Raw genomic sequence first — 23,528 nt, 5'->3', positions numbered from 1 at the left:
GTTCTTTCAAAGATCCGGTGATTATGGCTTAGTGGTAACACCCCTTCCCATTCCGAACAGGATGGTTAAGCACTAAAGCGCTGATGGTACTGCAAGGGAGGCCTTGTGGGAGAGTAAGTCGTCGCCGGGTGAAAACAAGGATCTTTAGCTCAGTTGGTTAGAGCAACCGGCTCATAACCGGTAGGTCTGGGGTTCGAGTCCCTGAAGGTCCACCAAATTTGGGGGTATAGCTCAGTTGGGAGAGCACCTGCCTTGCACGCAGGGGGTCAAGAGTTCGAGTCTCTTTATCTCCACCAAAAAAACTACAAACTTAGGTTTGTAGTTTTTTTGGGTTAATAATAAACTTTAAGTAATAATTAATAAAGTAGAGAGATATGTATTTTGCAATTAATATATTGTGGATACTTTTACAATATTAGAGAATATGTAACTCAACATTTAATATTTATTATTTGTTATAAAACTAGCGTGATTGAAGAGTATTATTTAATTTTAAATAAACCTGGTTGGGGATATGTAAATATTATAGAAAGGTGTACAGGATGTAATGATAATAACGTATTGAAACTAGCTGTCTTGGAAGGGTTTGTTCTATTTTAAACCTAAAAAAATAATGACCCCCTCTTTTATTATATAATTGTTGTATCTAACTCAACAAAAATCCTAAAAAGAAGGTGTCATTATGAGTACAATTATATGAATATTAGCTACATATAATCAACTATTACTTTCACAAATAAATCAATTACTTATTTTCATTGCGAAAAACATACCTTTAAAGTCTCTAAAATGTGATTTCTACCTAAACTCCCTTGCAAAACTTTCATTGAAAGATCTAGAAGAATACAAGAACGATAAGCAGAAATTCAAGCTTCATTACATTTACCGTGAGTTTACTACTAATTATTTTAATGTTGATTTATCTTCTATGCCTAAAGGTCCCACTAGCCTAAGATTTAGAAACCTTTCTTCTCATGTAATGCGACTTTGCCTAACATACAACGTTAATTTAGCACTATCTACACGCCATACCGCACGTGCTCTTTTAGAAATCAACGGTGTTAAAATATATCATGTCATGGTTAGTAGATATGCCATCACCGCTGCCGCTTTAGTTAAACCCTATGTCGATAATTATGACTATAAACCTACTAATTATCTTGCTGCTGATGAAACTTATACTAAAGTCAAAGGAAAGACTCAATATATCTGGCTTGTTATGGATGACATTAAAAGATCAATTTTAGGATACCAAGCCTCATTTATCCGCGATACTGTACCTTGCATTTTAACTATGCGTATGTCTTTTCAAAGTGTAATTTAAAACTAAAAATTTTTAATCTACTTTTTCATAGATTAATTAACACTATTTATAATCAATGATTAATAGTACTATGTTAAAAGATATTGTTTTATATATCTAACTTAAAATAATAAGAGTAGATATTAAAATCAAGAAAAGTGATCTAATTATTCATTAGAATATTTTTAATGGGTAAATATTATAAGCAATTTTTAGATTTTATTTAAAGGTTAAATGTGATGTTAATTAGAAAACTTATATTTAAATAACTAGGGAGCTATGTAGAGTTTTTAGGTTATAATATCATATTTCAATATATAACAATGTTAATACAAGAGGTAGAGGCTGATCCAATTAGGCATTAGATTATAATTAAATTAAAAGGTTTAAGATATAAATGGTGTGTAAATAATGCTAAAGATCTGTTATTTATATGATAAAATATAAAGAATATAGGTTAACTGTACCTGGCGTGTCTAACTATAATAAAACAACTATAAAGTAGATATAAAGAGATATAAATATATAAACTGGTATAATGGGGGTTAGGTGTGAATAAATAAATATTTATGATGTTATAATTACTACGTTGTCTTGATGAATACAACTTGCAAGTAAAGTTGTTAATAAGGATAATAAATTTATATAATTATGATCTTTGAAAATTGAACAGAAAAGATATACAAAGACCAGCAATTCTTTTGAATTATGTAATTGAGTAGATTAAACTTACTTAGAGAATCTAGATTCAGATATTCTGAAAATGGAAACTCACTCAGCAAAGCTGAGGAGTAAAAGTCCACGCCAAATCGAAGATTTGGAGTATACTTTTAAATTGAGAGTTTGATCCTGGCTCAGGACGAACGCTGGCGGCGTGCTTAACACATGCAAGTCGAGCGAAGTTATTCCTTCGGGAATAACTTAGCGGCGGACGGGTGAGTAACACGTGGGTAACCTGCCTCATAGAGGGGGATAGCCTTCCGAAAGGAAGATTAATACCCCATAACATAGCATTATCGCATGATAAAGTTATTAAAGGAGCAATCCGCTATGAGATGGACCCGCGGCGCATTAGCTAGTTGGTGAGGTAACGGCTCACCAAGGCCACGATGCGTAGCCGACCTGAGAGGGTGATCGGCCACATTGGGACTGAGACACGGCCCAGACTCCTACGGGAGGCAGCAGTGGGGAATATTGCACAATGGGCGAAAGCCTGATGCAGCAACGCCGCGTGAGTGATGAAGGCCTTCGGGTCGTAAAGCTCTGTCTTCGGGGACGATAATGACGGTACCCGAGGAGGAAGCCACGGCTAACTACGTGCCAGCAGCCGCGGTAATACGTAGGTGGCAAGCGTTGTCCGGATTTACTGGGCGTAAAGGGAGCGTAGGCGGATACTTAAGTGGGATGTGAAATACCCGGGCTCAACCCGGGTGCTGCATTCCAAACTGGGTATCTAGAGTGTGGGAGAGGAAAGTGGAATTCCTAGTGTAGCGGTGAAATGCGTAGATATTAGGAAGAACACCAGTGGCGAAGGCGACTTTCTGGACCATAACTGACGCTGAGGCTCGAAAGCGTGGGGAGCAAACAGGATTAGATACCCTGGTAGTCCACGCCGTAAACGATGGATACTAGGTGTGGGGGATACCAATCCTCCGTGCCGTCGTTAACACACTAAGTATCCCGCCTGGGGAGTACGATCGCAAGATTAAAACTCAAAGGAATTGACGGGGGCCCGCACAAGCAGCGGAGCATGTGGTTTAATTCGAAGCAACGCGAAGAACCTTACCTAGACTTGACATCTCCTGAATTACCTGTAATTAGGGAAGCCCTTCGGGGCAGGAAGACAGGTGGTGCATGGTTGTCGTCAGCTCGTGTCGTGAGATGTTGGGTTAAGTCCCGCAACGAGCGCAACCCTTATTGTTAGTTGCTACCATTTAGTTGAGCACTCTAGCGAGACTGCCTGGGTTAACCAGGAGGAAGGTGGGGATGACGTCAAATCATCATGCCCCTTATGTCTAGGGCTACACACGTGCTACAATGGCGAGTACAACGAGACGCAATACCGCGAGGTGGAGCAAAACTCAAAAAACTCGTCCCAGTTCGGATTGTAGGCTGAAACTCGCCTACATGAAGCCGGAGTTGCTAGTAATCGCGAATCAGAATGTCGCGGTGAATACGTTCCCGGGCCTTGTACACACCGCCCGTCACACCATGAGAGTTGGCAATACCCGAAGTCCGTGTGCTAACGCGTAAGCGAGGCAGCGGCCGAAGGTAGGGTCAGCGATTGGGGTGAAGTCGTAACAAGGTAGCCGTAGGAGAACCTGCGGCTGGATCACCTCCTTTCTATGGAGAACTGTATTAAGATTATAGCTAGTCTATAACTCTTAATACTAGCTGGAATTTATCTTTCTGTTCAATTTTGAGGGATTAGAGTATTTTATCACTTTAATAAGTAATTTAATGCAATTATATTTACATTAAAATTACTTAGATCCGAAAGGATAGAGTGATATTATGACTTTAATGAGTAAATTTTAAATCACCTCTTATATAAAATAATATGGGATTATAGCTCAGCTGGTTAGAGCGCACGCCTGATAAGCGTGAGGTCGATGGTTCGAGTCCATTTAATCCCACCATTGTTCTTTGAAAACTGCATATGGTTTAAAAGCAAAGTAAAACTTTAAAAAGAAAAATCTTTTGTAAGATTGAAATGATAACTCATTGATTATTTACTATGTTTTAATTGTATTTTAATATGATTAAACTTTTAAAAACTCTTTGAGTGAAGTTAGAACCGAGTAATACGAGGAAGCAACGAAGGAGGAGCGGAATTTACTAACGTAAATGAGCACCAGACTGAGGCAGCTAACGAAGTAGTGCGAAGGTTATAACGAACGAAGGTCAAGCTACAAAGGGCACATGGCGAATGCCTTGGCATCAAGAGCCGACGAAGGACGCGATAAGCTGCGATAAGCTTCGGGTAGCCGCAAATAGGCTGTGAACCGAAGATTTCCGAATGAGGAAACTCACATGGGTAAACCCCATGTATTGTATACTGAATAAATAGGTATATAAGGGTACACCCAGGGAACTGAAACATCTAAGTACCTGGAGGAAGAGAAAGAAAATTCGATTTCCCGAGTAGCGGCGAGCGAAAAGGAAAGAGCCCAAACCAGAAATTTATTTCTGGGGTTGCGGACAGATCATTAACATGGCGGTAATTTTAGTCGAATACAACTGGAAAGTTGAGCCACAGCGTGTAATAGCCACGTAGACGAAAGGATAAAGCCTAAGATCTGATCCAGAGTACCACGAGACACGTGAAACCTTGTGGGAAGCAGGGAGGACCACCTCCCAAGGCTAAATACTACTTGATGACCGATAGTGAAGAAGTACCGTGAGGGAAAGGTGAAAAGAACCCCGGAAGGGGAGTGAAATAGAACCTGAAACCGTGTGCCTACAACCGGTCAAAGCACCTTATGTGTGTGATGACGTGCTTTTTGTAGAACGAGCCAACGAGTTACGATATGTAGCGAGGTTAAGTACTTAAGGTACGGAGCCGAAGGGAAACCGAGTCTTAATAGGGCAAATAGTTGCATGTCGTAGACCCGAAACCGGGTGACCTATCCATGGCCAGGTTGAAGCAGAAGTAAAATTCTGTGGAGGACCGAACCAAATTGGTGTTGAAAAACCATGGGATGAGCTGTGGATAGCGGAGAAATTCCAATCGAACCCGGAGATAGCTGGTTCTCCTCGAAATAGCTTTAGGGCTAGCGTCGGATGTGAGTAGTGGAGGTAGAGCACTGAATGGGCTAGGGGCCGTATAGGTTACCAAACTCTATCAAACTCCGAATGCCACATACTATTAGTCCGGCAGTCAGACTGCGAGTGATAAGGCCCGTAGTCAAAAGGGAAACAGCCCAGACCATCAGCTAAGGTCCCAAAGTATAGATTAAGTGGAAAAGGATGTGGGATTTCAAAGACAACTAGGATGTTGGCTTAGAAGCAGCCACTCATTAAAAGAGTGCGTAATAGCTCACTAGTCGAGAGATCCCGCGCCGAAGATGTTCGGGGCTAAAATCTATCACCGAAGCTATGGGTGTACATTTATGTACGCGGTAGAGGAGCGTCCTGTACTGGCTGAAGTCGTACCGAAAGGAGCGGTGGACGGTACAGGAGTGAGAATGTTGGCATAAGTAGCGAGAACTAGGTGAGAATCCTAGTGGTCGAAAATCTAAGGTTTCCTGGGGAAGGTTCGTCCGCCCAGGGTTAGTCGGGACCTAAGCCGAGGCCGAAAGGCGTAGGCGATGGACAATCGGTTGATATTCCGATACCACTATGTAGCGTTATTACCAATGGGGTGACGCAGGAGGATAAGATGTGCTAGCTATTGGATGCTAGTCTAAGCACTTAGGGAGTCTGGATAGGAAAATCCGTTCAGGCAATTCTGAGGTGTGATGGGGAAGGTCATTTTGACCGAAGTATCTGATTCCACGCTGCCAAGAAAAGCCTCTAGGGAGCAAAGTAGTGCCCGTACCGCAAACCGACACAGGTAGATGAGGAGAGAATCCTAAGACCATCGGAAGAATTGCAGTTAAGGAACTCGGCAAATTGACCCCGTAACTTCGGGAGAAGGGGTGCCTACGCAAGTAGGCCGCAGAGAATAGGCCCAAGCAACTGTTTAGCAAAAACACAGGTCTCTGCTAAAGCGAAAGCTGAAGTATAGGGGCTGACGCCTGCCCGGTGCTGGAAGGTTAAGGGGAATGCTTAGCGTAAGCGAAGGTATGAACTTAAGCCCCAGTAAACGGCGGCCGTAACTATAACGGTCCTAAGGTAGCGAAATTCCTTGTCAGGTAAGTTCTGACCCGCACGAATGGCGTAATGACTTGGGCACTGTCTCAACTGCAAATCCGGCGAAATTGTAGTGCCAGTGAAGATGCTGGCTACCCGCGATTGGACGGAAAGACCCCGTAGAGCTTTACTGTAGCTTAGCATTGAATTTCGGTATTGTCTGTACAGGATAGGTGGGAGACTGAGAAACTGGGGCGTCAGCTTCAGTGGAGTCATCCTTGGGATACCACCCTGACAGTACTGAGGTTCTAACGGATACCCATGAAACTGGGTGCCGGACATTGTTAGGTGGGCAGTTTGACTGGGGCGGTCGCCTCCTAAAAAGTAACGGAGGCGCTCAAAGGTTCCCTCAGAACGGTCGGAAATCGTTCGAAGAGTGCAAAGGCAGAAGGGAGCCTGACTGCGACACCTACAAGTGGAGCAGGGACGAAAGTCGGACTTAGTGATCCGGTGGTACCTCGTGGGAGGGCCATCGCTCAACGGATAAAAGCTACCTCGGGGATAACAGGCTGATCTCCCCCAAGAGTCCACATCGACGGGGAGGTTTGGCACCTCGATGTCGGCTCGTCGCATCCTGGGGCTGAAGTAGGTCCCAAGGGTTGGGCTGTTCGCCCATTAAAGCGGCACGCGAGCTGGGTTCAGAACGTCGTGAGACAGTTCGGTCCCTATCCGTCGCGGGCGTAGGAAATTTGAGAGGAGCTGTCCCTAGTACGAGAGGACCGGGATGGACTGACCTCTGGTGTACCAGTTGTCACGCCAGTGGCATTGCTGGGTAGCTATGTCGGGACGGGATAAACGCTGAAAGCATCTAAGCGTGAAGCCCACCTCAAGATTAGATTTCCCATAGCAAAAGCTAGTAAGACCCCTTGAAGAACACGAGGTTGATAGGTCAGAGGTGTAAGTACAGTAATGTATTAAGCTGACTGATACTAATAGGTCGAGGGCTTGACCAAATTATTTTAAACCATATGCAGTTTTGAAAGAACAAGTTCTTTCAAAGATCCGGTGATTATGGCTTAGTGGTAACACCCCTTCCCATTCCGAACAGGATGGTTAAGCACTAAAGCGCTGATGGTACTGCAAGGGAGGCCTTGTGGGAGAGTAAGTCGTCGCCGGGTTAAAACTTTGGCTGGATAGCTCAGTCGGTAGAGCAGAGGACTGAAAATCCTCGTGTCCCTGGTTCGATTCCTGGTCTAGCCACCAGTTTATGGCGCTATAGCCAAGTGGTAAGGCAAAGGTCTGCAAAACCTTTATTCCCCGGTTCAAATCCGGGTGGCGCCTCCAAAATAAAAAAAGCTTTAGAATTTATTCTAAAGCTTTTTTTATTCTTAAATATACCTTATTTTACATTAATAGTTAAGTTAGAAACCTTTCTATAATTTCTAAGTTTCCTTTTTCAATATCAATTTTATATTTTGCACCTATAGGCAATATTAAGTTATTATTATCATGTCCGCTACTTACATTAACAACAGTAGGCTTATTAAAGGATAGTAAATTATTTCTTAAAACTTCATTTAAAGAAAATGATCGAGTATCTGACGTAACACATTTAGTAAACTTACCTAGAATGAAACCTTTGCAATTACTAAGTTTATTAGCAAGCTTTAATTGAGTTAGCATTCTATCTATTTTATAGGGTTCTTCATTTATTTCTTCAATAAATAGTATCTTATCTTTTGTATCTATTTCATAAGGAGTGCCTAGGGTGCTACATATAATAGATAAATTACCACCAACTAGACACCCTTCTATAGAGTTTGAACCATAAAAGCTTAACTTATCATTTTTAGGATTAATAAGATTAAAAGTATCATTATTTTTCATAAGAGTATTTACAAAACTTTTTAAAGTATATATGTTCATCATATCAGAATTCACCATAGGACCATGATAGGTTATTAATGAACACTTTTCATATATGGAATTTAAAAGTACAGTAATATCACTAAATCCCATGAAAATTTTAGGGTTTTCTTTTATTATTTCAAAGTTTAAATAGGGTAATATTCTAGAAGATCCATAGCCACCCCTAAAACAAATAATGGCTTTAACTGAAGGATCTTTGAAAGCATCCATTAGATCTTTAGATCTATCCATGTCCTTTCCAGCTAAATATCCAGACTTATCATACAAGTGAACTGATTTTTTTATATTAAATCCCAAAGAACTAATAATATTAATTTTTTCATCTATAATAGAATTTTCTTCAAAACCTGCAGGAGCTATTACTGAAATAGTATCCCCAAATTCTAATTTATTAGATAACATAATGAACCTCCAAAGATATTTACTTATTATATAAGTATGCAACAAGTAAGTTAAATTAGTATTATTTATTGATTATAGTGAAATAAATTAAAAAAGGTTTTATTGTAAGTGTAAATAATATGTTTATTAAAAAAATAAAACGCAATATGAAGATTAACAAAGACATAATGAGGTTAGAAGAGGAATGTAACCTTATATCATCAAGATAGATTTAATTGAACTTTAAACCGCTAATTATGGGTCTAATGGCCATAGCTTAAAGCTTAAAACACTAGTATAATCTCTATGTTATGAGAAATAATAAATCAATCGGGGGATTAACATGAGAATAATGTACAAAGAAATCGTAACTAGAAGAAAGACACCTTTTATGGCATCTATGTTACTAGGACTAGTTATAATGATAGTAATATCAAATATTTTAGAACAAATTAAAATATCTAATTACCAAATTGGATTTATAACAAATCCAGTACTCTTTGTAATAACATCTATAGTTATTACATTAGAATTAATAAAGTGTAAGGTTAAATATAAGTATTCAATAATATCAAATCAGCTTATTATACATAGACTTAAAAATAACAATCAGAGCGTAGTAGAAAATGTGAAGATTGAAGATATAGTTTTTATAGGTAAAACGAAAGATATAAAAGGTTGTATAAATAAAAATATAAAAAGAGCAGTAAGTTCTATATCATCAAAAAGGTATGTATGTTCAATGTCTATGTTTAATCAATATTGTTGTATATATAAATACGGGAATCAATATAAAAGATTTTATTTTCAGCCAAGTATGGAGTTTTTAAAGAAGATAAAGGTTAGCTAAGTAGTTCTGTAAATGTCTAACAATTAAGAGAATTAAACACAGACACGATATGACTTAAAAATAAGCATAAAGATTAATATTAATCTTTATGCTTATTTTTATAGGTAAGCGACCTTTATAGGATTTATAATATAACTATTAGAAATGCTCAATAATCTTTTTGAAGATTAATTAAAAGCTATTTTACAATACCACTCTTATAAAATTAATATAAAAGTATAGCATAAAAGCAATGTAATAGTAGAAGAATGATATTATTTGTATACAAATAAATAAGGTGGACAAAATAAAAGCTAGGGCTAGCTTGAATACAATATAGTATATAAGGAGATAATTAATTTAACATATATAATACCTAGAAGGAGGTGGCAATCATTCTAAAAGATTTAGAATGATGTATAAATGGGGAAGGAAGCGTGTATCATATGCAGGAAGTCTATAAAAAATGGTATAATGATAAATAGAAAGTATATATGCAAAAGCTGCGAACAAAGATTAATAAACTGCAGTACAGACACTGATTTTTATGAGTACTACAGACAATGTATAAAAAGAAGCTTGGTACAGTATGTTGTACGAAATAATTATTTTAATATAGAAGGATATAGAAATTAAGGCTAAAGATTAATATATATTACATGTTTTTTTAAGGAGAGATTAACTATGAATGATATTCCTATGATGAGTGCGCTTTTAAAATATAATGAAGAAAAGAATTCTTTATTCTGCATACCAGGGCATAAAGGAGGAAAAGGTTTTAAAAGAAAGGTACAAAAGAAAAATATACAAAGGTTACTTTTAACGTCAGATCTAACTGAAGTAGAAGGACTAGACAACTTACATAATCCCAAAGGAGCTATAAAGGAAGCAGAAGAACTTTTATCACAGTATTATAATAGTAAAAGGTCATATTTTATGGTAAATGGCAGTACTAGTGGAAATATGGCTATGATATTTTCTTCATTAGAAGAAGGTGATAAGATATTAGTAGAGAGAAACTGTCATAAATCAATATTTAACGCTATAATTATGAGAAAGTTAAATCCTATATATTTAGCAAATCAGACAGATAAGGAATTTAATGCTCCGTTAGGAATTGATATTACTAATCTTAAAGAAATTATAGAAGAACATAGTGATATTAAAGCTATAATAGTAACATATCCAAATTACTATGGAGTATGTTGTAATTTGAAGTACATAGTAGAGATCTGTAAAGAAAGTGATATAAAGGTTTTAGTTGATGCTGCTCATGGAGCACATTTTGGAGCACATCCAATGTTACCTGAAAATCCTCTTAAAATAGGCGTTGATATGGCTGTAATGAGTGCACATAAAACCCTACCTAGTTTAACACAATCTGCATACTTACATGTTAATGATGAAAGTCTTATAGAAAGAGTAGACTTTTATGTTAGTGCATTTTTAAGTACAAGCCCTTCGTATATGTTAATGCTTAGTATGGATTATGCAAGATGGTACATTAAAGAGGAGGGTAATAAGTCTTATGAAGAATTATTTAGTAGAATAGAATCATTTAAAAAGGAGTTAAGCAATCTAAACTTTTTAAGAGTGTTAGATAAAAAAGAATTAATAAACTCTAATAGTACAGATATAGATGAAAGTAGAATTGTAATTAATTTAAAAGAGGGATTAAGTACATGTATGGTAGATGAATATTTAAGAAAGAATAAGATTCAAGTAGAAATGATAGATGCATCTAATTTGATTTTAATACCATCTCCTTTTAATAGTAAAGAAGATTTCAAAAGACTTTACAAAGCTCTTAAAAACTTAGATACTAGAACAGTGGAAGGTAAACAGCTAAAAGTTATAGATGTACCTATACCAAAACAATTGATGATGCCCTTTGAAGCTTTTAAAAAACCAAAGCAGAAGGTTTTATTAAAGGATTCTATTGGTAAGATATCAGCAGTAAATGTATGTCCATATCCACCAGGGGTACCAATAATTGTTATGGGTGAACTTATAGAAGGGAATACGATTGAAATGATAGAATACTATGTATCAAACAATGTAGATGTAATTGGCATTAAAGATGGTAAAATTGATATAATAAAAAAAGATAACTAATAAAATAAATATTAGTGTAGAATTGTTCTATGACTGTATTTATTAGGAATGAGGAAACCTATGGGAAAGATATTTTGTTTAATGGGAAAAAGTAGTTCAGGGAAGGATACCATTTTTAAACAATTACAAAATGATGATGACTTGAAGTTAAAACCTATAATAACTTATACTACACGACCTAAAAGGGTTAATGAAACTAATGGTGTAGAGTATTATTTCATTGATGAGGATATATTAGAAAGTTATAAAACGAAAGACAAAGTAATAGAACAAAGAATTTATAATACGGTTAATGGGGATTGGTATTATGCTACTTTAGATGATGGACAAATTAATTTAGATATGCATGATTATATATTAATAGTTACATTAGAAGCATATAAAAATCTTAAATTTTACTTTGGTGAAGAAAGTATATTTCCACTTTACGTTACCCTAGATGATGGAATAAGGTTAGAAAGAGCTTTGAAAAGAGAAAGAGAGCAAAATAATCCTAACTATGATGAGTTATGTAGAAGGTTCTTAGCGGATAATATTGATTTTAATATTGATAAGTTAGAAGATTGTGGGGTTAACAAACATTATAAAAATGATGATTTAAAAGAGTGTATTTGTAAAATTAAGTATGATATACTTAATGTGAAACTTAGAACTAATAAACTATTATGAAATGTAAAGTTGTGATAATATATAGTTACAAACTAAAATCAAGATTATAGTGAATTGTGCTTACAGTGTGGGCATATTAAATTTAAAGGGGGTTATATTTTGAAACTTATAATATCTATAGTACAAGATGATGATGCTGGCGATGTAATTGATGTTTTAATGGAAGGTGGATTTAGAGTTACTAAATTAGCTACTACAGGAGGGTTTCTAAAATCAGGTAATACTACATTAATGATTGGTGTAGAAGAACAAAATGTAAATAAGGTTTTAGGACTAGTTGAAGAAACTTGTAGGACAAGACAACAAATAATAACTTCCCCATCTCCAGTAGCGGGTTCTACAGGAATATATGTACCTTATCCAGTAGAAGTTGAAGTTGGTGGAGCTACTATATTTGTAGTAGATGTAGATCAGTTTATTAAAATTTAACTAGAGGAGACTTTAAATGAAAAAGGTTATAGGGCATGAGAAGATTATATCTAGTTTAGACAACTCTATAAAAAATGAAACACTTTCTCATGCTTATCTCCTTATAGGGGAAGATGGGATAGGGAAAAGTATTATTGCGAGTAACCTAGCAATTAAGATTTTAGGAAAAAAAGAGGAAAAGGACTATGCAGATATAATCCATTATAGAAATATTAAAAAAGGCATGGGTGTAAATGAAGTTAGAGAACTAATAGAAGAGACTAATAAAAAGCCCTTTGAGGGAAAAAAGAAAGTACTTATAATATATAAAGCTGAAAAAATGACGCAACAAGCCCAAAATGCATTTTTAAAAACTATAGAAGAACCACCTAAGGGTGTTCATATAATATTACTTTGTGAAAATTCTGAAGCAATTTTAGACACAATGAAATCTAGATGTCAAATACATAAGCTGAATGTGCTTACAGAGGAACAGATAAGGCAATATATAGATGAAAATTACAAAATGCTAAAAGAAGAAGAAATAAAAATTATAGTATCTTTTAGTGGTGGAATACCAGGAATAGTAGATAAATATTTAAATGATGATAGATTTAACAGTATGAGAGACTTAGGTTTTAATATATTAAAAGAAATCAATTGTAAAGACATGGAATATGTGGTAAAGTATGAATTAGAAATATTAAAATTCAAAGATAAATATGAAGACTTATTTACTATAATGCTTTTATTTATAAGAGATATAATGGTTTACAAAGAAACAGGGAATGAAGATATAGTAATAAATAAAGATAAGATAGAAAGTATAAGCTACATGTCAAGAGAAGTTTCTTTTACAAAGTTAAACAAGTTAGTAAGTGTAATAAATGATGCTAAATATAGTTTGGATAGGAATGCTAACGCTGCAATGACATTAGATGTTATGCTGCTTAATATATTGGAGGTTTAATATGATAAAGGTAGTGGGAGTGAGATTTAAGAAAGCAGGAAAGATATATTATTTCGACCCTATGGATATGCAGATAGATAAAGATAAGAACGTAATAGTAGAAACTGCAAGAGGAATAGAATTCGGACAATGTGTTATAGGGTGTAAAGAAGTAAATGAAAATGAGATTGTAGCTCCCTTAAAGACAGTTCTTAGAATGGCAACATCAGAAGATACAAAGAAGCATTTAGAAAATAAGGCTAAAGAAAAGTATGCGTTTGAAGTATGTACAAAGAAGATAAGCGACCATAACTTAGTTATGAAACTTATAGATGTAGAATATACCTTCGATAATAATAAGGTTATATTTTACTTTACTGCAGAAGGAAGAGTAGACTTTAGAGAACTAGTAAAAGATCTTGCCACTATTTTTAAAACTAGAATTGAGCTAAGACAGATAGGTGTGCGAGATGAAGCAAAAATGATAGGTGGACTTGGACCTTGTGGAAGACCTATGTGTTGCTCTTCATTTTTAGGAGACTTTGCTTCAGTTTCTATAAAAATGGCAAAGGAACAAAATCTCTCTCTTAATCCTACTAAAATATCGGGCATTTGTGGGAGACTTATGTGTTGCCTAAATTATGAGCAAGAGACTTATGAAAATACAAGGAAGAGACTACCTAAGATTGGATCCATAGTAAAAACTGAAATAGGGAAGGGGGAAGTAGTAGGAAATAGTGTTGTAAAAGAGCTTGTGAAAGTAAAACTTAAATCTAATGATGAGGAATTCTTAAGAGAATTCAATATAAGCGAAGTATCACTAGTGTCGGGATCTTACGAAGGTGCTGTAAGCGAAGGTGAAATAAAAGTTGAAGTTGCAGACCACTCTGATAAAGAATTGATTAAAGATCTATTCAAAATTGATTAAAGGAGGAAATTTATATGAACATTAGTTTAAAGGTTTCTAACATGAAAACAAATTCAGATGTAAGCAAGATTAAAGAGGCTATGGGTGGAAATGATGGAGTAGTAGCTTGTGAAATACTACAAGATAAGGGTGAAATACAAATCGTATATGATGAGAAATTAGTAACAGTTGAGAAAATCATATCATCAGTTGAAGATAAGGGATATAGTGTATCACGATAATAAAATGTGGATTATAACAGTGGATATTACTGAAATGAGCAATTGTTAAATTTATATTAAACACAGTAAAAAACATCTTTTAAATCTAAATGAAACATGTTAGAATGTAGTTGGACAACAAGCTTGTCTAAAATTCTTAGGAGGTGTTTTATATGGCGTACAAAATTGAAGAATCATGTATAAGTTGTGGAGCCTGTGCTCCAGAGTGTCCAGTAAACGCTATAGCTCAAGGAGATACTATATACGTTATAGATGCGGATACTTGTATTGACTGCGGAAGTTGTGCAAGTGTTTGCCCAGTAGGTGCACCAGTTCAAGAATAACTTTGAACGAAAAAAGATCGTCTTAAGACGATCTTTTTTATTTGGACAAGATTATTGCAATGGCTTTATAAGGATAACCTGATTTCTAAAATTTAAAGTACGTTGATCCAATAAAAGACTAATATGATTTATATTGCTTACATTTTTCATATTTATTATGAATCTAGAGGCATCCTCACTTAAATGTAAACATTTTGAAGACTTATAACACATAGGTATAACAATATTGCTTTTAAGGCTTAATGCAACAGTACAAGCGTTATTACCGTTTAAGGTAATGTTTCCACCGACAGGAACGAAAAGTACATTTATAGTACCTAGTTGTTTTATTAAACTTTCATCAAGAACATGTCCAAGCCCTCCTAAGTGGCATATTGAAAAATCTTCAGTAGAAATTTTAAAAACAATATTTTCACCACGTTTAAGCCCACAAATATTGTCGCTATAAGAAGGATATCCAATTATTTCAGTATCTTTAAAGAAAAAACCTTTTGTGTTATCAATTATTATTGATTTTTCTTTAAATGGATCCAGGTAAGAATTGTGGAAAGCTTTGTGACTTATAGTTACTATATCTATATTAGGACAAATATCATAAAGAGAGTTTACGTTTATACCTTCAAATGGATCCATTAATATATTTGTGCCTTTAGAAGTTTGTATTAAGAAACAAGAATAACCAATCCAATATATTAACATAAAGTTCACCTCAAGTTTATTATAACCAATAATAAACTTGTTATAATAAAGTCATTACAATATATATAAAAATTTGAGCATTGTATAAATTAGATGTAAGTAGTAGTAAGTAAAAGAATATCAGTGCTAACCTCTATATCTTGAGATATTCACTAAAATTCAAGCTAAAAACATAAGATTTGTCTCTTGAAGAAAATTAGAGTTAATAATATGATTATACTAAGGTCAAAGAAAGACAAAGTCAAAGAGGTGACATAGTGGCTATATTATCAGATATAATAGAAACATTTATAAAATCATTGTTAGAAGAGAATGATGGAGAAAAGTTGCAAATACAAAGAAATGAACTAGCAAGTCAATTTAGTTGTGCTCCATCACAAATTAATTATGTATTAACTACAAGGTTTACAACAGACAAAGGTTACATAATTGAAAGTCGCAGAGGTGGCGGTGGATATATTGTAATAAGGCAAACCAAAGATAGTCATGAACATGTAAAAGATATGATAAACGAAAAGATAGGAGAGAGTATAACCTGTGACTGTGCTCTATCGTTAATTGAGATACTACTAGATATTGAAATACTTAAAGATAGAGAAGCACAGATAGTAAAGACTGCAATAAATGACAGGGCCTTAGTATCTATAAACTGTGAAGATAGAAATAAGATAAGAGCTGAACTTTTAAAATCTATGATAATGGTAGTTTTATCATAATATATTTATAAAGACAATAATGTGATTAATATTAAAAGAATTGGAGTGATGATGTATGTTGTGTGAGAGATGTAATGTAAATCCAGCTAATGTCCATATAGTAAAGATAGTAAATGGTGTTAAGCAGGAAACTAGCATATGTGAGCAATGCGCAAAGGAACAAGAGGGATTAGGTGTAGGATCAGATTTCAATATGGATTCACCCTTTTCTTTCCAAAGTTTACTTAGTGGGCTTGTTGATTATATAAATAAGTCATCAAAAAATGTTCCTCTTGAAGAAGAGATATGTGAAAATTGTGGTATGACCTATAGCGAATTCAAAATAAAAGGACTTTTAGGATGTAGTAAATGTTATGAGAATTTTAATGACACACTACTACCTATTGTAAAAAGAGTTCAAGGTGACACAGAACATGTAGGTAAATTCCCACTAAAGTCTGGAAAAGAACTTATGGAAAGAAAGAAGATGTTATCATTAAAAGAAGACCTACAAAAGTCTATACTAGCTGAAGAATACGAAAAAGCAGCAATGTTAAGGGATGAAATAAAGGCCCTTAAAAAATTAGAGTAGGAGTGATACTATGAAAAATTGGATAGATAACATTACAGAAAATGAAGATATGGTATTAAGTAGCAGAGTAAGGCTTGCAAGAAATATAAAAGGAGTCCCATTTCCACATAAATTAGAATCGGAGGAAGCAAAGGCTTTAGCTAAAAATATTGAGGATATATTTTATGAAGTAGAAAAGGGAAAGGGAGTCTTTAAAGATATAGATCTTTGGAAGGTTGATTTAAATCAAGGAAGAAATTATATAGAAAAACATCTTATTAGTCCTAATTTATTAGCGTCAAAAGATAAATCAGCATTTTTATTAAGTGAAGATGAGACAATAAGTCTTATGATAAATGAAGAAGACCATTTAAGGATTCAATGCATAAGCTCTGGCTTTGATATAAGGGAAGCTTATAAAATAGCAAATAGTATAGATGATAACTTAGAAGAAAAACTTGATTTTGCATTTGATGATAATTTAGGGTATATAACTGCATGCCCAACTAATTTAGGTACAGGTATGAGGGTATCGGCTATGCTCCATCTTCCAGCATTAACAATGAAAGATGAAATTAATGATGCTTTAAAGGCTCTTACACAGTTAGGCATGACATTAAGAGGCCTTTATGGAGAAGGATCAAAAGCAGAAGGTAATATATATCAAGTTTCCAATCAAATAACTCTTGGAATGAGGGAAGAAGATATTTTAAGTAACTTAGAGGCGGTGGTATCTCAACTTATATCTCAGGAAAATAGAGCTAGAGAACAGTTTTTAGGAAGATATAAAAATGAACTTGAAGATAAAATATACAGGTCATTAGGTCTTTTGAAAAGCGCAAGAATTTTAAGCTCAAAAGAAGCATTAGATTTACTTTCTAATGTAAGAATGGGAATAGAAATGGCAATACTAAAGGATATAGACAAAGTTAAATTAAATAAGCTTTTAGTTGAAACTCAGCCAGCTACATTACAATTAAGACTTGGTAGGGATTTAAGTATTAAGGAAAGAGATATTGAAAGAGCAAATCTTGTAAGAGAATACTTTAATAATAAATAACTGATAATAGAAGGGGTGAAGAAATATATGATGTTCGATAAATTTACTGAAAGAGCACAAAAAGTTGTCTTATATGCAAAGGATGAAGCAATAGAGCTTCAACATGGATTTATAGGTACGGAGCATATTTTACTTGGAATATTAAAAGAAGAAGGAATGAGTAAAGATATACTAAATGGCATGGGTGTTTCTTTAGAGGGTATAAGAGATTTAATAGAGAGAATGGAAGGTAAAGGAGACCTTAGTATACCTCAAAATGAGGTGCCACTTACACCTAGAACGAAGAGGCTTTTAGATCTTAGCTTACTCGAAGCTAGAAAGTTAAATCATAATTATGTAACTCCAGAACATATATTGTTAGCACTTGTAAGTGAGTCAGAAGGAGTTGCGTTTAATATACTAAAAGGTCTTCAGGTGAACTTTGATAAGTTGAGAAGTGAAATTATAAATGCTTTATCTGGTGAGGGTGAAATGAATAATAGTAACAAAGGTAATATTAAAGGTAGCGATACACCAACCCTAAATCAGTATGGACGAGATTTAACTAAAATGGCTGAGGAAGGAAAGCTTGATCCTGTTGTAGGAAGAAAAGAAGAGACTCAAAGAGTGCTTGAAATCCTATCAAGAAGGACAAAAAACAATCCTTGCTTTATAGGGGACCCTGGAGTAGGTAAAACTGCTGTAGTAGAAGGACTTGCACAAAAAATTGTTCAAGGAAATATCCCAGAGCTTCTAAAAGATAAAAGAGTTGTGACATTAGATTTATCCTCGATGATTGCAGGAGCGAAGTATAGAGGTGAATTTGAAGAAAGGCTTAAAAAGGTCATGGAAGAAATAAGAAAAGCTGGAGATGTAATATTATTTATAGATGAGATCCATACTATAATAGGAGCGGGCGGAGCTGAGGGGGCTATAGATGCATCTAATATATTAAAACCAGCTTTAGCTAGAGGCGAAATACAATGTATAGGGGCTACAACTATAGAAGAATATAGAAAACATATAGAAAAGGATGCAGCGCTAGAGAGAAGATTTCAGCCTATAATGGTTGGAGAGCCTACAACTGAAGAGGCATTACAAATACTTAAGGGCTTAAGAGATAAATATGAAGCGCATCATAGGGTTAAGATAACTGATGGAGCATTAGAGGCAGCTGTTAGGTTATCTGATAGATATATAACTGACAGGTATCTTCCAGATAAGGCCATTGACCTAATTGATGAAGCAGGTGCTAAAGTTAGAATAAGCAATCTTACTGCTCCACCAAGCTTAAAGAAGATAGAAGAAGATATAGAGAAAGTTGGAAAAGAGAAAGAAGACGCTATAAGACTTCAAGATTTTGAAAAGGCAGCAGCATTAAGAGATAAGGAAAAGAAATATAAGGAAGACTTAGAAACTGTAAAACATCAATGGCATACAGAAAACAATTCAGAAACACAAAGAGTAGATGAAGAAGATATCGCAATAATAGTTTCAAGATGGACTAATGTACCCGTAGAAAAACTTACAGAAAAAGAGTCTAAGAAACTACTTAATTTAGAAGAAATACTTCATAATAGGGTTATAGGACAAGAAGAAGCAGTAAAATCTGTATCTAGGGCAGTGAGACGTGCAAGAGTAGGACTTAAAGACCCAAATAGACCTATAGGTTCATTTATATTTCTAGGACCTACTGGAGTTGGGAAGACAGAACTTTCAAAAGCATTAGCGGAAGCTATGTTTGGAGATCAAGACAACATGATAAGGATTGATATGTCTGAGTATATGGAAAAGCATACGACATCAAAGCTTATAGGATCCCCTCCAGGATACGTAGGATATGATGAAGGTGGACAATTAACAGAAAAGGTTAGAAGACATCCTTATTCAGTAATTTTATTTGATGAAATTGAAAAAGCACATCCGGATGTTTTTAATATATTGCTTCAAATATTAGAAGATGGAAGATTAACTGATGGAAAAGGTAAAACAGTAAGCTTTAAAAATACTATAATTATAATGACATCAAATGCAGGAGCGTCTACTATAAAGAAACAAAAGACTGTAGGTTTCAATATATCAGAAGATACAATGGATAGTGATTATGAAAAGATGAAAGAAAATGTATTAGAAGAGCTTAAAAGAGAATTTAGACCAGAGTTTTTAAATAGAATTGATGATATAATAGTGTTTGAAACTTTAAAAGAAGAGGATTTAGTAAAAATAGTAGATCTTATGTTACGTTTAGTAACAGAAAGATTAAAACAAATAGAAATAAATGTAGAATTTGATGAAAAAAGCAAAAGATTCTTAGCTAAAAAAGGCTTTGATAAAGTTTATGGAGCAAGGCCACTTAGAAGAGCAATAACTAAAATTGTTGAGGATAAGTTAAGCGAAGAAATACTAAAAGGAAACATAGCTAAAGGTAGTACTATTTATGGTTATATGGAAGACGGAAATTTAGTATTTAAAAGTGAAAAGTAGAATAATATAAACATAGGGAAGCTTTGATTATATTTGATAAGCTTCCCTAAACCTTACAATCAATATCATTTATTTCTTGATTATCTTAATTAATAGGTTATAGTATAAAATATAGTATTAAGTTAATAAAATAAGATTAATAAATTATAATAGCGTACTTAAAATAGAAAGGAGAGATTTACTTGACGTTTAAAATTAACGATATATACCATGGATTTAAACTTATAGAGGAAAGAAAGTTAGAAGAATTAAACTCTATAGGCAGGATATTTAACCACGAAAAAACAGAAGCTAAACTAATAAACATCTCAAATGATGATGACAATAAGGTTTTTACAATAGGGTTTAAAACTCCTCCAGAGGATAGTACTGGTGTGCCACATATAATAGAACACTCAGTTTTAGCAGGTTCAAGAAAGTTTAAAACAAAAGAACCTTTTGTAGACTTATTAAAAAGTTCACTTAATACATTTTTGAATGCTATGACATTTCCAGATAGAACTGTGTACCCTCTAGCTAGCAGAAATGAAAAAGATTTTATTAACCTATTAGATGTGTATATGGATGGAGTGTTTTATCCATCTATATATGAAAATGAATATACATTTATGCAAGAAGGTTGGCATTATGTGTTAGATGAAAAGAAAGATGAGCTAAGATATAACGGGGTAGTTTATAATGAAATGAAAGGGGCATATTCCTCACCAGATTCTTTAGCTTTTGATGGGGTGATTAGGAACCTTTACAAAGATACTCCATATGGACATGATTCCGGAGGAAATCCAGATAATATAACAGAATTAACCTACGATGACTTTTTGGATTTTCATAAGAAATACTACCATCCATCTAATAGTCATATGTTTTTATATGGTAATGTAGATGTTATGAAGATACTACAATTTATAAATGATAATTATCTTAATAACTTTAATAAATTAGATATAAATGTGCAAGTACCTATACAAAAAGAGTTCGATCAGTTGATAGAAAAAGAAGGGGTATACGGAATATCTAAGGATGAAGATGAAAAGGATAAGACTTATCTTGCCCTTGGATACAGTGCTGGAGACTTTAGTAATCCAGAAGAAATCTTAGCACTAGATATTTTATATGATATGATTTTAAATAATTCAGCAGCTCCAGTTAAAAAAGCTTTAATGGATGCTGGAATAGGAAAATCTGTAGATGGAGGATTCGAAAATAGCATAAAGCAACCTTTGTTTTTAATATTAATTAAGGGAGCTAACGAAGACCAAAAAGATAAATTTAAAAAGGTGTTAAGAGAAAGTCTTCAAGAAATAGTAGATAGAGGAATAGATAAAGATTTAGCACTAGCGTCCATAAACAAAAGAGAATTTTCATTAAGGGAAGCTGATTTCGGAGGATATCCTAAAGGGCTTATATATTACTATCAAGTTGTTGAAAGTTACATGTATAATAGTGATCCCTTTTCACAGCTTCAATATAATGAGCTTTTAGAAAATATAAAAAGTGGAGTAGATAAAGGTTATTTTGAAAACTTAATTAAAAAATATCTTCTTAATAATAATCATTGCTTACTTTATACACTAAAACCTGAAAAAGGATATATAGAAAAGAAAGAGAAACATACTAAAGAAAAGTTAAATATTATAAAGTCACAGTTAACAGACAGTGATAGAGAAAATATAATTTCAAAAGTTCGTAGTTTAAGAGCTATACAGGAAAAAGATGATACTGAAGAACAAATAAATACAATACCTAATTTATCTATAAATGATGTAAGTCATGATATAGAAACTCTTCCGTTTGAGGAAAGAAATGAAGAGGGAATGAAGGTGTTATATAGCGATTTAAACACAAATAAGATTGCTTATCTTAAGCTTATATTTGATGCTAAGGTGATCCCACAGGAACTTATACAATATGGAAAGCTACTATCAGAAGTTCTTGGTAAGATTAGTACTAATAAATACAATTATGATACACTTATAAATGAAATATCAATACACACTGGTGGAATTAGGTTTAATTTAAATAATTATATGGATAGCTTAGATAAAGATAAGTATTATCCAAAGTTTATTGTTAGATCTAAAGCTTTAAATACTGATATTGATAAAGCAATGAACCTTATGTTAGAAATATTAACTAGCAGTAAGTTTGAAGAAAAAGATTTAATACTTCAAGTTATAAGAGAAAACAAATCAAACCACGAGGCTATGATACAAAGCTCTGGAAATGCTGTAGCAGCTAGAAGACTTTTATCATCCATGTCACAAAAGGCAGCTTATGATGAAAAGATATATGGTCTTGAATATTATAGATTCCTATGTGACTTAGAAAGTAACTTTAATAATAAATGGAATGAATTATCTTTAAATCTAAATAAGGTATCAAAATTACTATTTAATAAGTCAAATCTAATGGTAGGCTTTGCAGGAGAAGAAGAAGATTATATTACATTTAAAAACAGTATGCCAATTGTAGGTGTAACTTTGAAATCAAAAGAAAACTTATATAAAGATTATGTGTTTTTAAATAATAAAATAAATGAAGGATTAACTACTCAAGCTAATATACAATATGTAGCTAAAGGAGGAAACTTTAAAAAAGATGGGTTTTCTTATAGTGGATCTCTTTTAGTACTTCAAACTATTGCAAAGTATGATTACTTATGGAATAGGGTAAGGGTAAAAGGAGGCGCTTATGGAGTGTCTTTAGACTTTGGAATAACAGGTAATATATTCATAACATCATATAGAGACCCTAACTTAGTGGATACATTAAAAGCTTATGATGATATGTCAGAATATCTAAGAGAGTTTAATGCATCTAAAAGAGATATGGAGAAGTATATAATAGGTGCAATTAGAGATTTAGATTCACCTTTAACTAGTTCTATGAAGTCAGAAAAAGCTATTGATATGTACTTTACTAAGGTAACATATGACATGATAAGAAAAGAGAGACAGGAAGTTTTATCAACTACCTTAGAAGATATTAAATCACTTTCAATTCTTATGGAATCAGTGATGAAACAAAATCATATAACTGTACTTGGAAATGAAGGTAATATAACTAAGAATAAAGACTTATTTGATATAGTTGTAAGTGCAATGTAGTGACATAAAAGATAAAAACATATCAAGGAATATAAAAGTTCCTTGATATGTTTTCAATATAAATATTTATATTGAAAGTATCTG

General features: G+C 33.9%; 18 protein-coding genes, 5 tRNA genes and 4 rRNA genes. 25 read left to right on the top strand and 2 right to left on the bottom strand.

What is annotated here, in order from left to right; all coding sequences use genetic code 11:
- Positions 1-13: 13 nt before the first annotated feature.
- From rrf (DY168_RS13105) to DY168_RS13060, 11 genes are all read left to right on the top strand, one after another.
- Positions 14-130: ribosomal RNA gene (rrf, locus tag DY168_RS13105) — 5S ribosomal RNA — on the top strand.
- An 8-nt stretch (positions 131-138) separates the two neighbouring features.
- Positions 139-215 (top strand) — tRNA-Ile (locus DY168_RS13100).
- Between the two features lie 5 nt (positions 216-220).
- A tRNA-Ala gene (locus tag DY168_RS13095) sits at positions 221-296 on the top strand.
- A gap of 85 nt (positions 297-381) precedes the next feature.
- Complete coding sequence (locus DY168_RS14525; protein WP_147291428.1) at positions 382-600, top strand: hypothetical protein; 219 nt, start codon at positions 382-384, stop codon at positions 598-600.
- Positions 601-928: 328 nt separating this feature from the next.
- The gene (locus DY168_RS13090; protein WP_147291427.1) at positions 929-1,324 is read left to right on the top strand and encodes a transposase; all 396 of its coding nucleotides are present in this window, start codon (positions 929-931) and stop codon (positions 1,322-1,324) included.
- 810 nt (positions 1,325-2,134) lie between these two features.
- Positions 2,135-3,646, top strand: a 16S ribosomal RNA gene (locus DY168_RS13085).
- Positions 3,647-3,865: 219 nt separating this feature from the next.
- A tRNA-Ile gene (locus DY168_RS13080) sits at positions 3,866-3,942 on the top strand.
- Between the two features lie 263 nt (positions 3,943-4,205).
- A 23S ribosomal RNA gene (locus DY168_RS13075) occupies positions 4,206-7,110 on the top strand.
- Positions 7,111-7,158: 48 nt separating this feature from the next.
- Positions 7,159-7,275, top strand: a 5S ribosomal RNA gene (rrf, locus tag DY168_RS13070).
- Together the 16S, 23S and 5S rRNA genes with 3 tRNA genes alongside form the textbook arrangement of a ribosomal RNA operon.
- 9 nt (positions 7,276-7,284) lie before the next feature.
- Positions 7,285-7,360 (top strand) — tRNA-Phe (locus DY168_RS13065).
- A 6-nt stretch (positions 7,361-7,366) separates the two neighbouring features.
- A tRNA-Cys gene (locus tag DY168_RS13060) sits at positions 7,367-7,441 on the top strand.
- A 72-nt stretch (positions 7,442-7,513) separates the two neighbouring features.
- Here DY168_RS13060 and DY168_RS13055 read toward each other — a convergent pair.
- Positions 7,514-8,428: a S66 peptidase family protein gene (locus DY168_RS13055; protein ID WP_115642136.1), complete on the bottom strand. Its 915-nt coding sequence runs from the start codon at positions 8,426-8,428 to the stop codon at positions 7,514-7,516.
- Between the two features lie 322 nt (positions 8,429-8,750).
- Between DY168_RS13055 and DY168_RS13050 the strand changes: the two genes are divergently transcribed.
- From DY168_RS13050 to DY168_RS13010, 9 genes are all read left to right on the top strand, one after another.
- Positions 8,751-9,257, top strand: coding sequence for a hypothetical protein (locus DY168_RS13050; protein WP_115642135.1), 507 nt, complete (start codon positions 8,751-8,753; stop codon positions 9,255-9,257).
- A 402-nt stretch (positions 9,258-9,659) separates the two neighbouring features.
- Complete coding sequence (locus DY168_RS13045) at positions 9,660-9,872, top strand: sigma factor G inhibitor Gin (protein ID WP_115642134.1); 213 nt, start codon at positions 9,660-9,662, stop codon at positions 9,870-9,872.
- A gap of 48 nt (positions 9,873-9,920) precedes the next feature.
- On the top strand, positions 9,921-11,351 hold the full coding sequence (locus tag DY168_RS13040) for an aminotransferase class I/II-fold pyridoxal phosphate-dependent enzyme (RefSeq protein WP_115642133.1): 1,431 nt from the start codon (positions 9,921-9,923) through the stop codon (positions 11,349-11,351).
- 60 nt (positions 11,352-11,411) lie between these two features.
- Positions 11,412-12,020: a nucleoside/nucleotide kinase family protein gene (locus DY168_RS13035; protein WP_115642132.1), complete on the top strand. Its 609-nt coding sequence runs from the start codon at positions 11,412-11,414 to the stop codon at positions 12,018-12,020.
- A gap of 99 nt (positions 12,021-12,119) precedes the next feature.
- Positions 12,120-12,449, top strand: coding sequence for a cyclic-di-AMP receptor (locus DY168_RS13030; RefSeq protein ID WP_115642131.1), 330 nt, complete (start codon positions 12,120-12,122; stop codon positions 12,447-12,449).
- Positions 12,450-12,465: 16 nt separating this feature from the next.
- Entirely contained in the window at positions 12,466-13,398 is a 933-nt protein-coding gene (locus DY168_RS13025) for a DNA polymerase III subunit delta' (RefSeq protein ID WP_115642130.1), read from the top strand.
- Position 13,399: 1 nt separating this feature from the next.
- Positions 13,400-14,305 (top strand): PSP1 domain-containing protein, encoded by a 906-nt coding sequence (locus DY168_RS13020; RefSeq protein ID WP_115642129.1) that lies wholly within the window; start codon positions 13,400-13,402, stop codon positions 14,303-14,305.
- 14 nt (positions 14,306-14,319) lie between these two features.
- On the top strand, positions 14,320-14,526 hold the full coding sequence (locus tag DY168_RS13015; RefSeq protein ID WP_115642128.1) for a heavy-metal-associated domain-containing protein: 207 nt from the start codon (positions 14,320-14,322) through the stop codon (positions 14,524-14,526).
- A gap of 152 nt (positions 14,527-14,678) precedes the next feature.
- Positions 14,679-14,849: a DUF362 domain-containing protein gene (locus DY168_RS13010; RefSeq protein ID WP_115642127.1), complete on the top strand. Its 171-nt coding sequence runs from the start codon at positions 14,679-14,681 to the stop codon at positions 14,847-14,849.
- 51 nt (positions 14,850-14,900) lie between these two features.
- On the opposite strand, the gene DY168_RS13005 is transcribed toward DY168_RS13010, so the two are convergent.
- Positions 14,901-15,548 carry an MBL fold metallo-hydrolase gene (locus DY168_RS13005; RefSeq protein ID WP_115642126.1) on the bottom strand — a complete coding sequence of 216 codons (648 nt, stop codon included), beginning with the start codon at positions 15,546-15,548 and terminating at the stop codon, positions 14,901-14,903.
- Between the two features lie 257 nt (positions 15,549-15,805).
- Here DY168_RS13005 and DY168_RS13000 point away from each other — a divergent pair, with 257 nt between their 5' ends.
- The 5 genes from DY168_RS13000 (at position 15,806) to DY168_RS12980 (ending at position 23,444) form a co-directional block, all read left to right on the top strand.
- Entirely contained in the window at positions 15,806-16,264 is a 459-nt protein-coding gene (locus tag DY168_RS13000) for a CtsR family transcriptional regulator (RefSeq protein WP_115642125.1), read from the top strand.
- A gap of 55 nt (positions 16,265-16,319) precedes the next feature.
- The gene (locus DY168_RS12995; protein WP_115642124.1) at positions 16,320-16,835 is read left to right on the top strand and encodes a UvrB/UvrC motif-containing protein; all 516 of its coding nucleotides are present in this window, start codon (positions 16,320-16,322) and stop codon (positions 16,833-16,835) included.
- 10 nt (positions 16,836-16,845) lie between these two features.
- A complete protein-coding gene (locus DY168_RS12990) occupies positions 16,846-17,874 on the top strand; it encodes a protein arginine kinase (protein ID WP_115642123.1) in 1,029 nt (342 codons plus the stop codon).
- A 27-nt stretch (positions 17,875-17,901) separates the two neighbouring features.
- Positions 17,902-20,337 carry an ATP-dependent Clp protease ATP-binding subunit gene (locus DY168_RS12985; protein WP_115642122.1) on the top strand — a complete coding sequence of 812 codons (2,436 nt, stop codon included), beginning with the start codon at positions 17,902-17,904 and terminating at the stop codon, positions 20,335-20,337.
- A gap of 182 nt (positions 20,338-20,519) precedes the next feature.
- Entirely contained in the window at positions 20,520-23,444 is a 2,925-nt protein-coding gene (locus DY168_RS12980; protein ID WP_115642121.1) for an insulinase family protein, read from the top strand.
- Positions 23,445-23,528: the final 84 nt, after the last annotated feature.

Origin of the sequence: Clostridium putrefaciens (assembly GCF_900461105.1) — a bacterium.
Taxonomy (GTDB): Bacteria; Bacillota; Clostridia; order Clostridiales; family Clostridiaceae; genus Clostridium_L; species Clostridium_L putrefaciens.
The sequence above is the reverse complement of the archived record's forward strand: the minus strand, read 5'-3'. Positions and strand labels throughout refer to the sequence as shown.

Coding starts and splice junctions, on each gene's coding strand:
- DY168_RS13090 (WP_147291427.1), top strand. CDS start 929: ATGCCTAAAGGTCCCACTAGCCTAAGATTTAGAAACCTTTCTTCTCAT.
- DY168_RS13055 (WP_115642136.1), bottom strand. CDS start 8,428: ATGTTATCTAATAAATTAGAATTTGGGGATACTATTTCAGTAATAGCT.
- DY168_RS13050 (WP_115642135.1), top strand. CDS start 8,751: ATGAGAATAATGTACAAAGAAATCGTAACTAGAAGAAAGACACCTTTT.
- DY168_RS13045 (WP_115642134.1), top strand. CDS start 9,660: ATGGGGAAGGAAGCGTGTATCATATGCAGGAAGTCTATAAAAAATGGT.
- DY168_RS13040 (WP_115642133.1), top strand. CDS start 9,921: ATGAATGATATTCCTATGATGAGTGCGCTTTTAAAATATAATGAAGAA.
- DY168_RS13035 (WP_115642132.1), top strand. CDS start 11,412: ATGGGAAAGATATTTTGTTTAATGGGAAAAAGTAGTTCAGGGAAGGAT.
- DY168_RS13025 (WP_115642130.1), top strand. CDS start 12,466: ATGAAAAAGGTTATAGGGCATGAGAAGATTATATCTAGTTTAGACAAC.
- DY168_RS13020 (WP_115642129.1), top strand. CDS start 13,400: ATGATAAAGGTAGTGGGAGTGAGATTTAAGAAAGCAGGAAAGATATAT.
- DY168_RS13015 (WP_115642128.1), top strand. CDS start 14,320: ATGAACATTAGTTTAAAGGTTTCTAACATGAAAACAAATTCAGATGTA.
- DY168_RS13010 (WP_115642127.1), top strand. CDS start 14,679: ATGGCGTACAAAATTGAAGAATCATGTATAAGTTGTGGAGCCTGTGCT.
- DY168_RS13005 (WP_115642126.1), bottom strand. CDS start 15,548: ATGTTAATATATTGGATTGGTTATTCTTGTTTCTTAATACAAACTTCT.
- DY168_RS12995 (WP_115642124.1), top strand. CDS start 16,320: ATGTTGTGTGAGAGATGTAATGTAAATCCAGCTAATGTCCATATAGTA.
- DY168_RS12990 (WP_115642123.1), top strand. CDS start 16,846: ATGAAAAATTGGATAGATAACATTACAGAAAATGAAGATATGGTATTA.
- DY168_RS12985 (WP_115642122.1), top strand. CDS start 17,902: ATGATGTTCGATAAATTTACTGAAAGAGCACAAAAAGTTGTCTTATAT.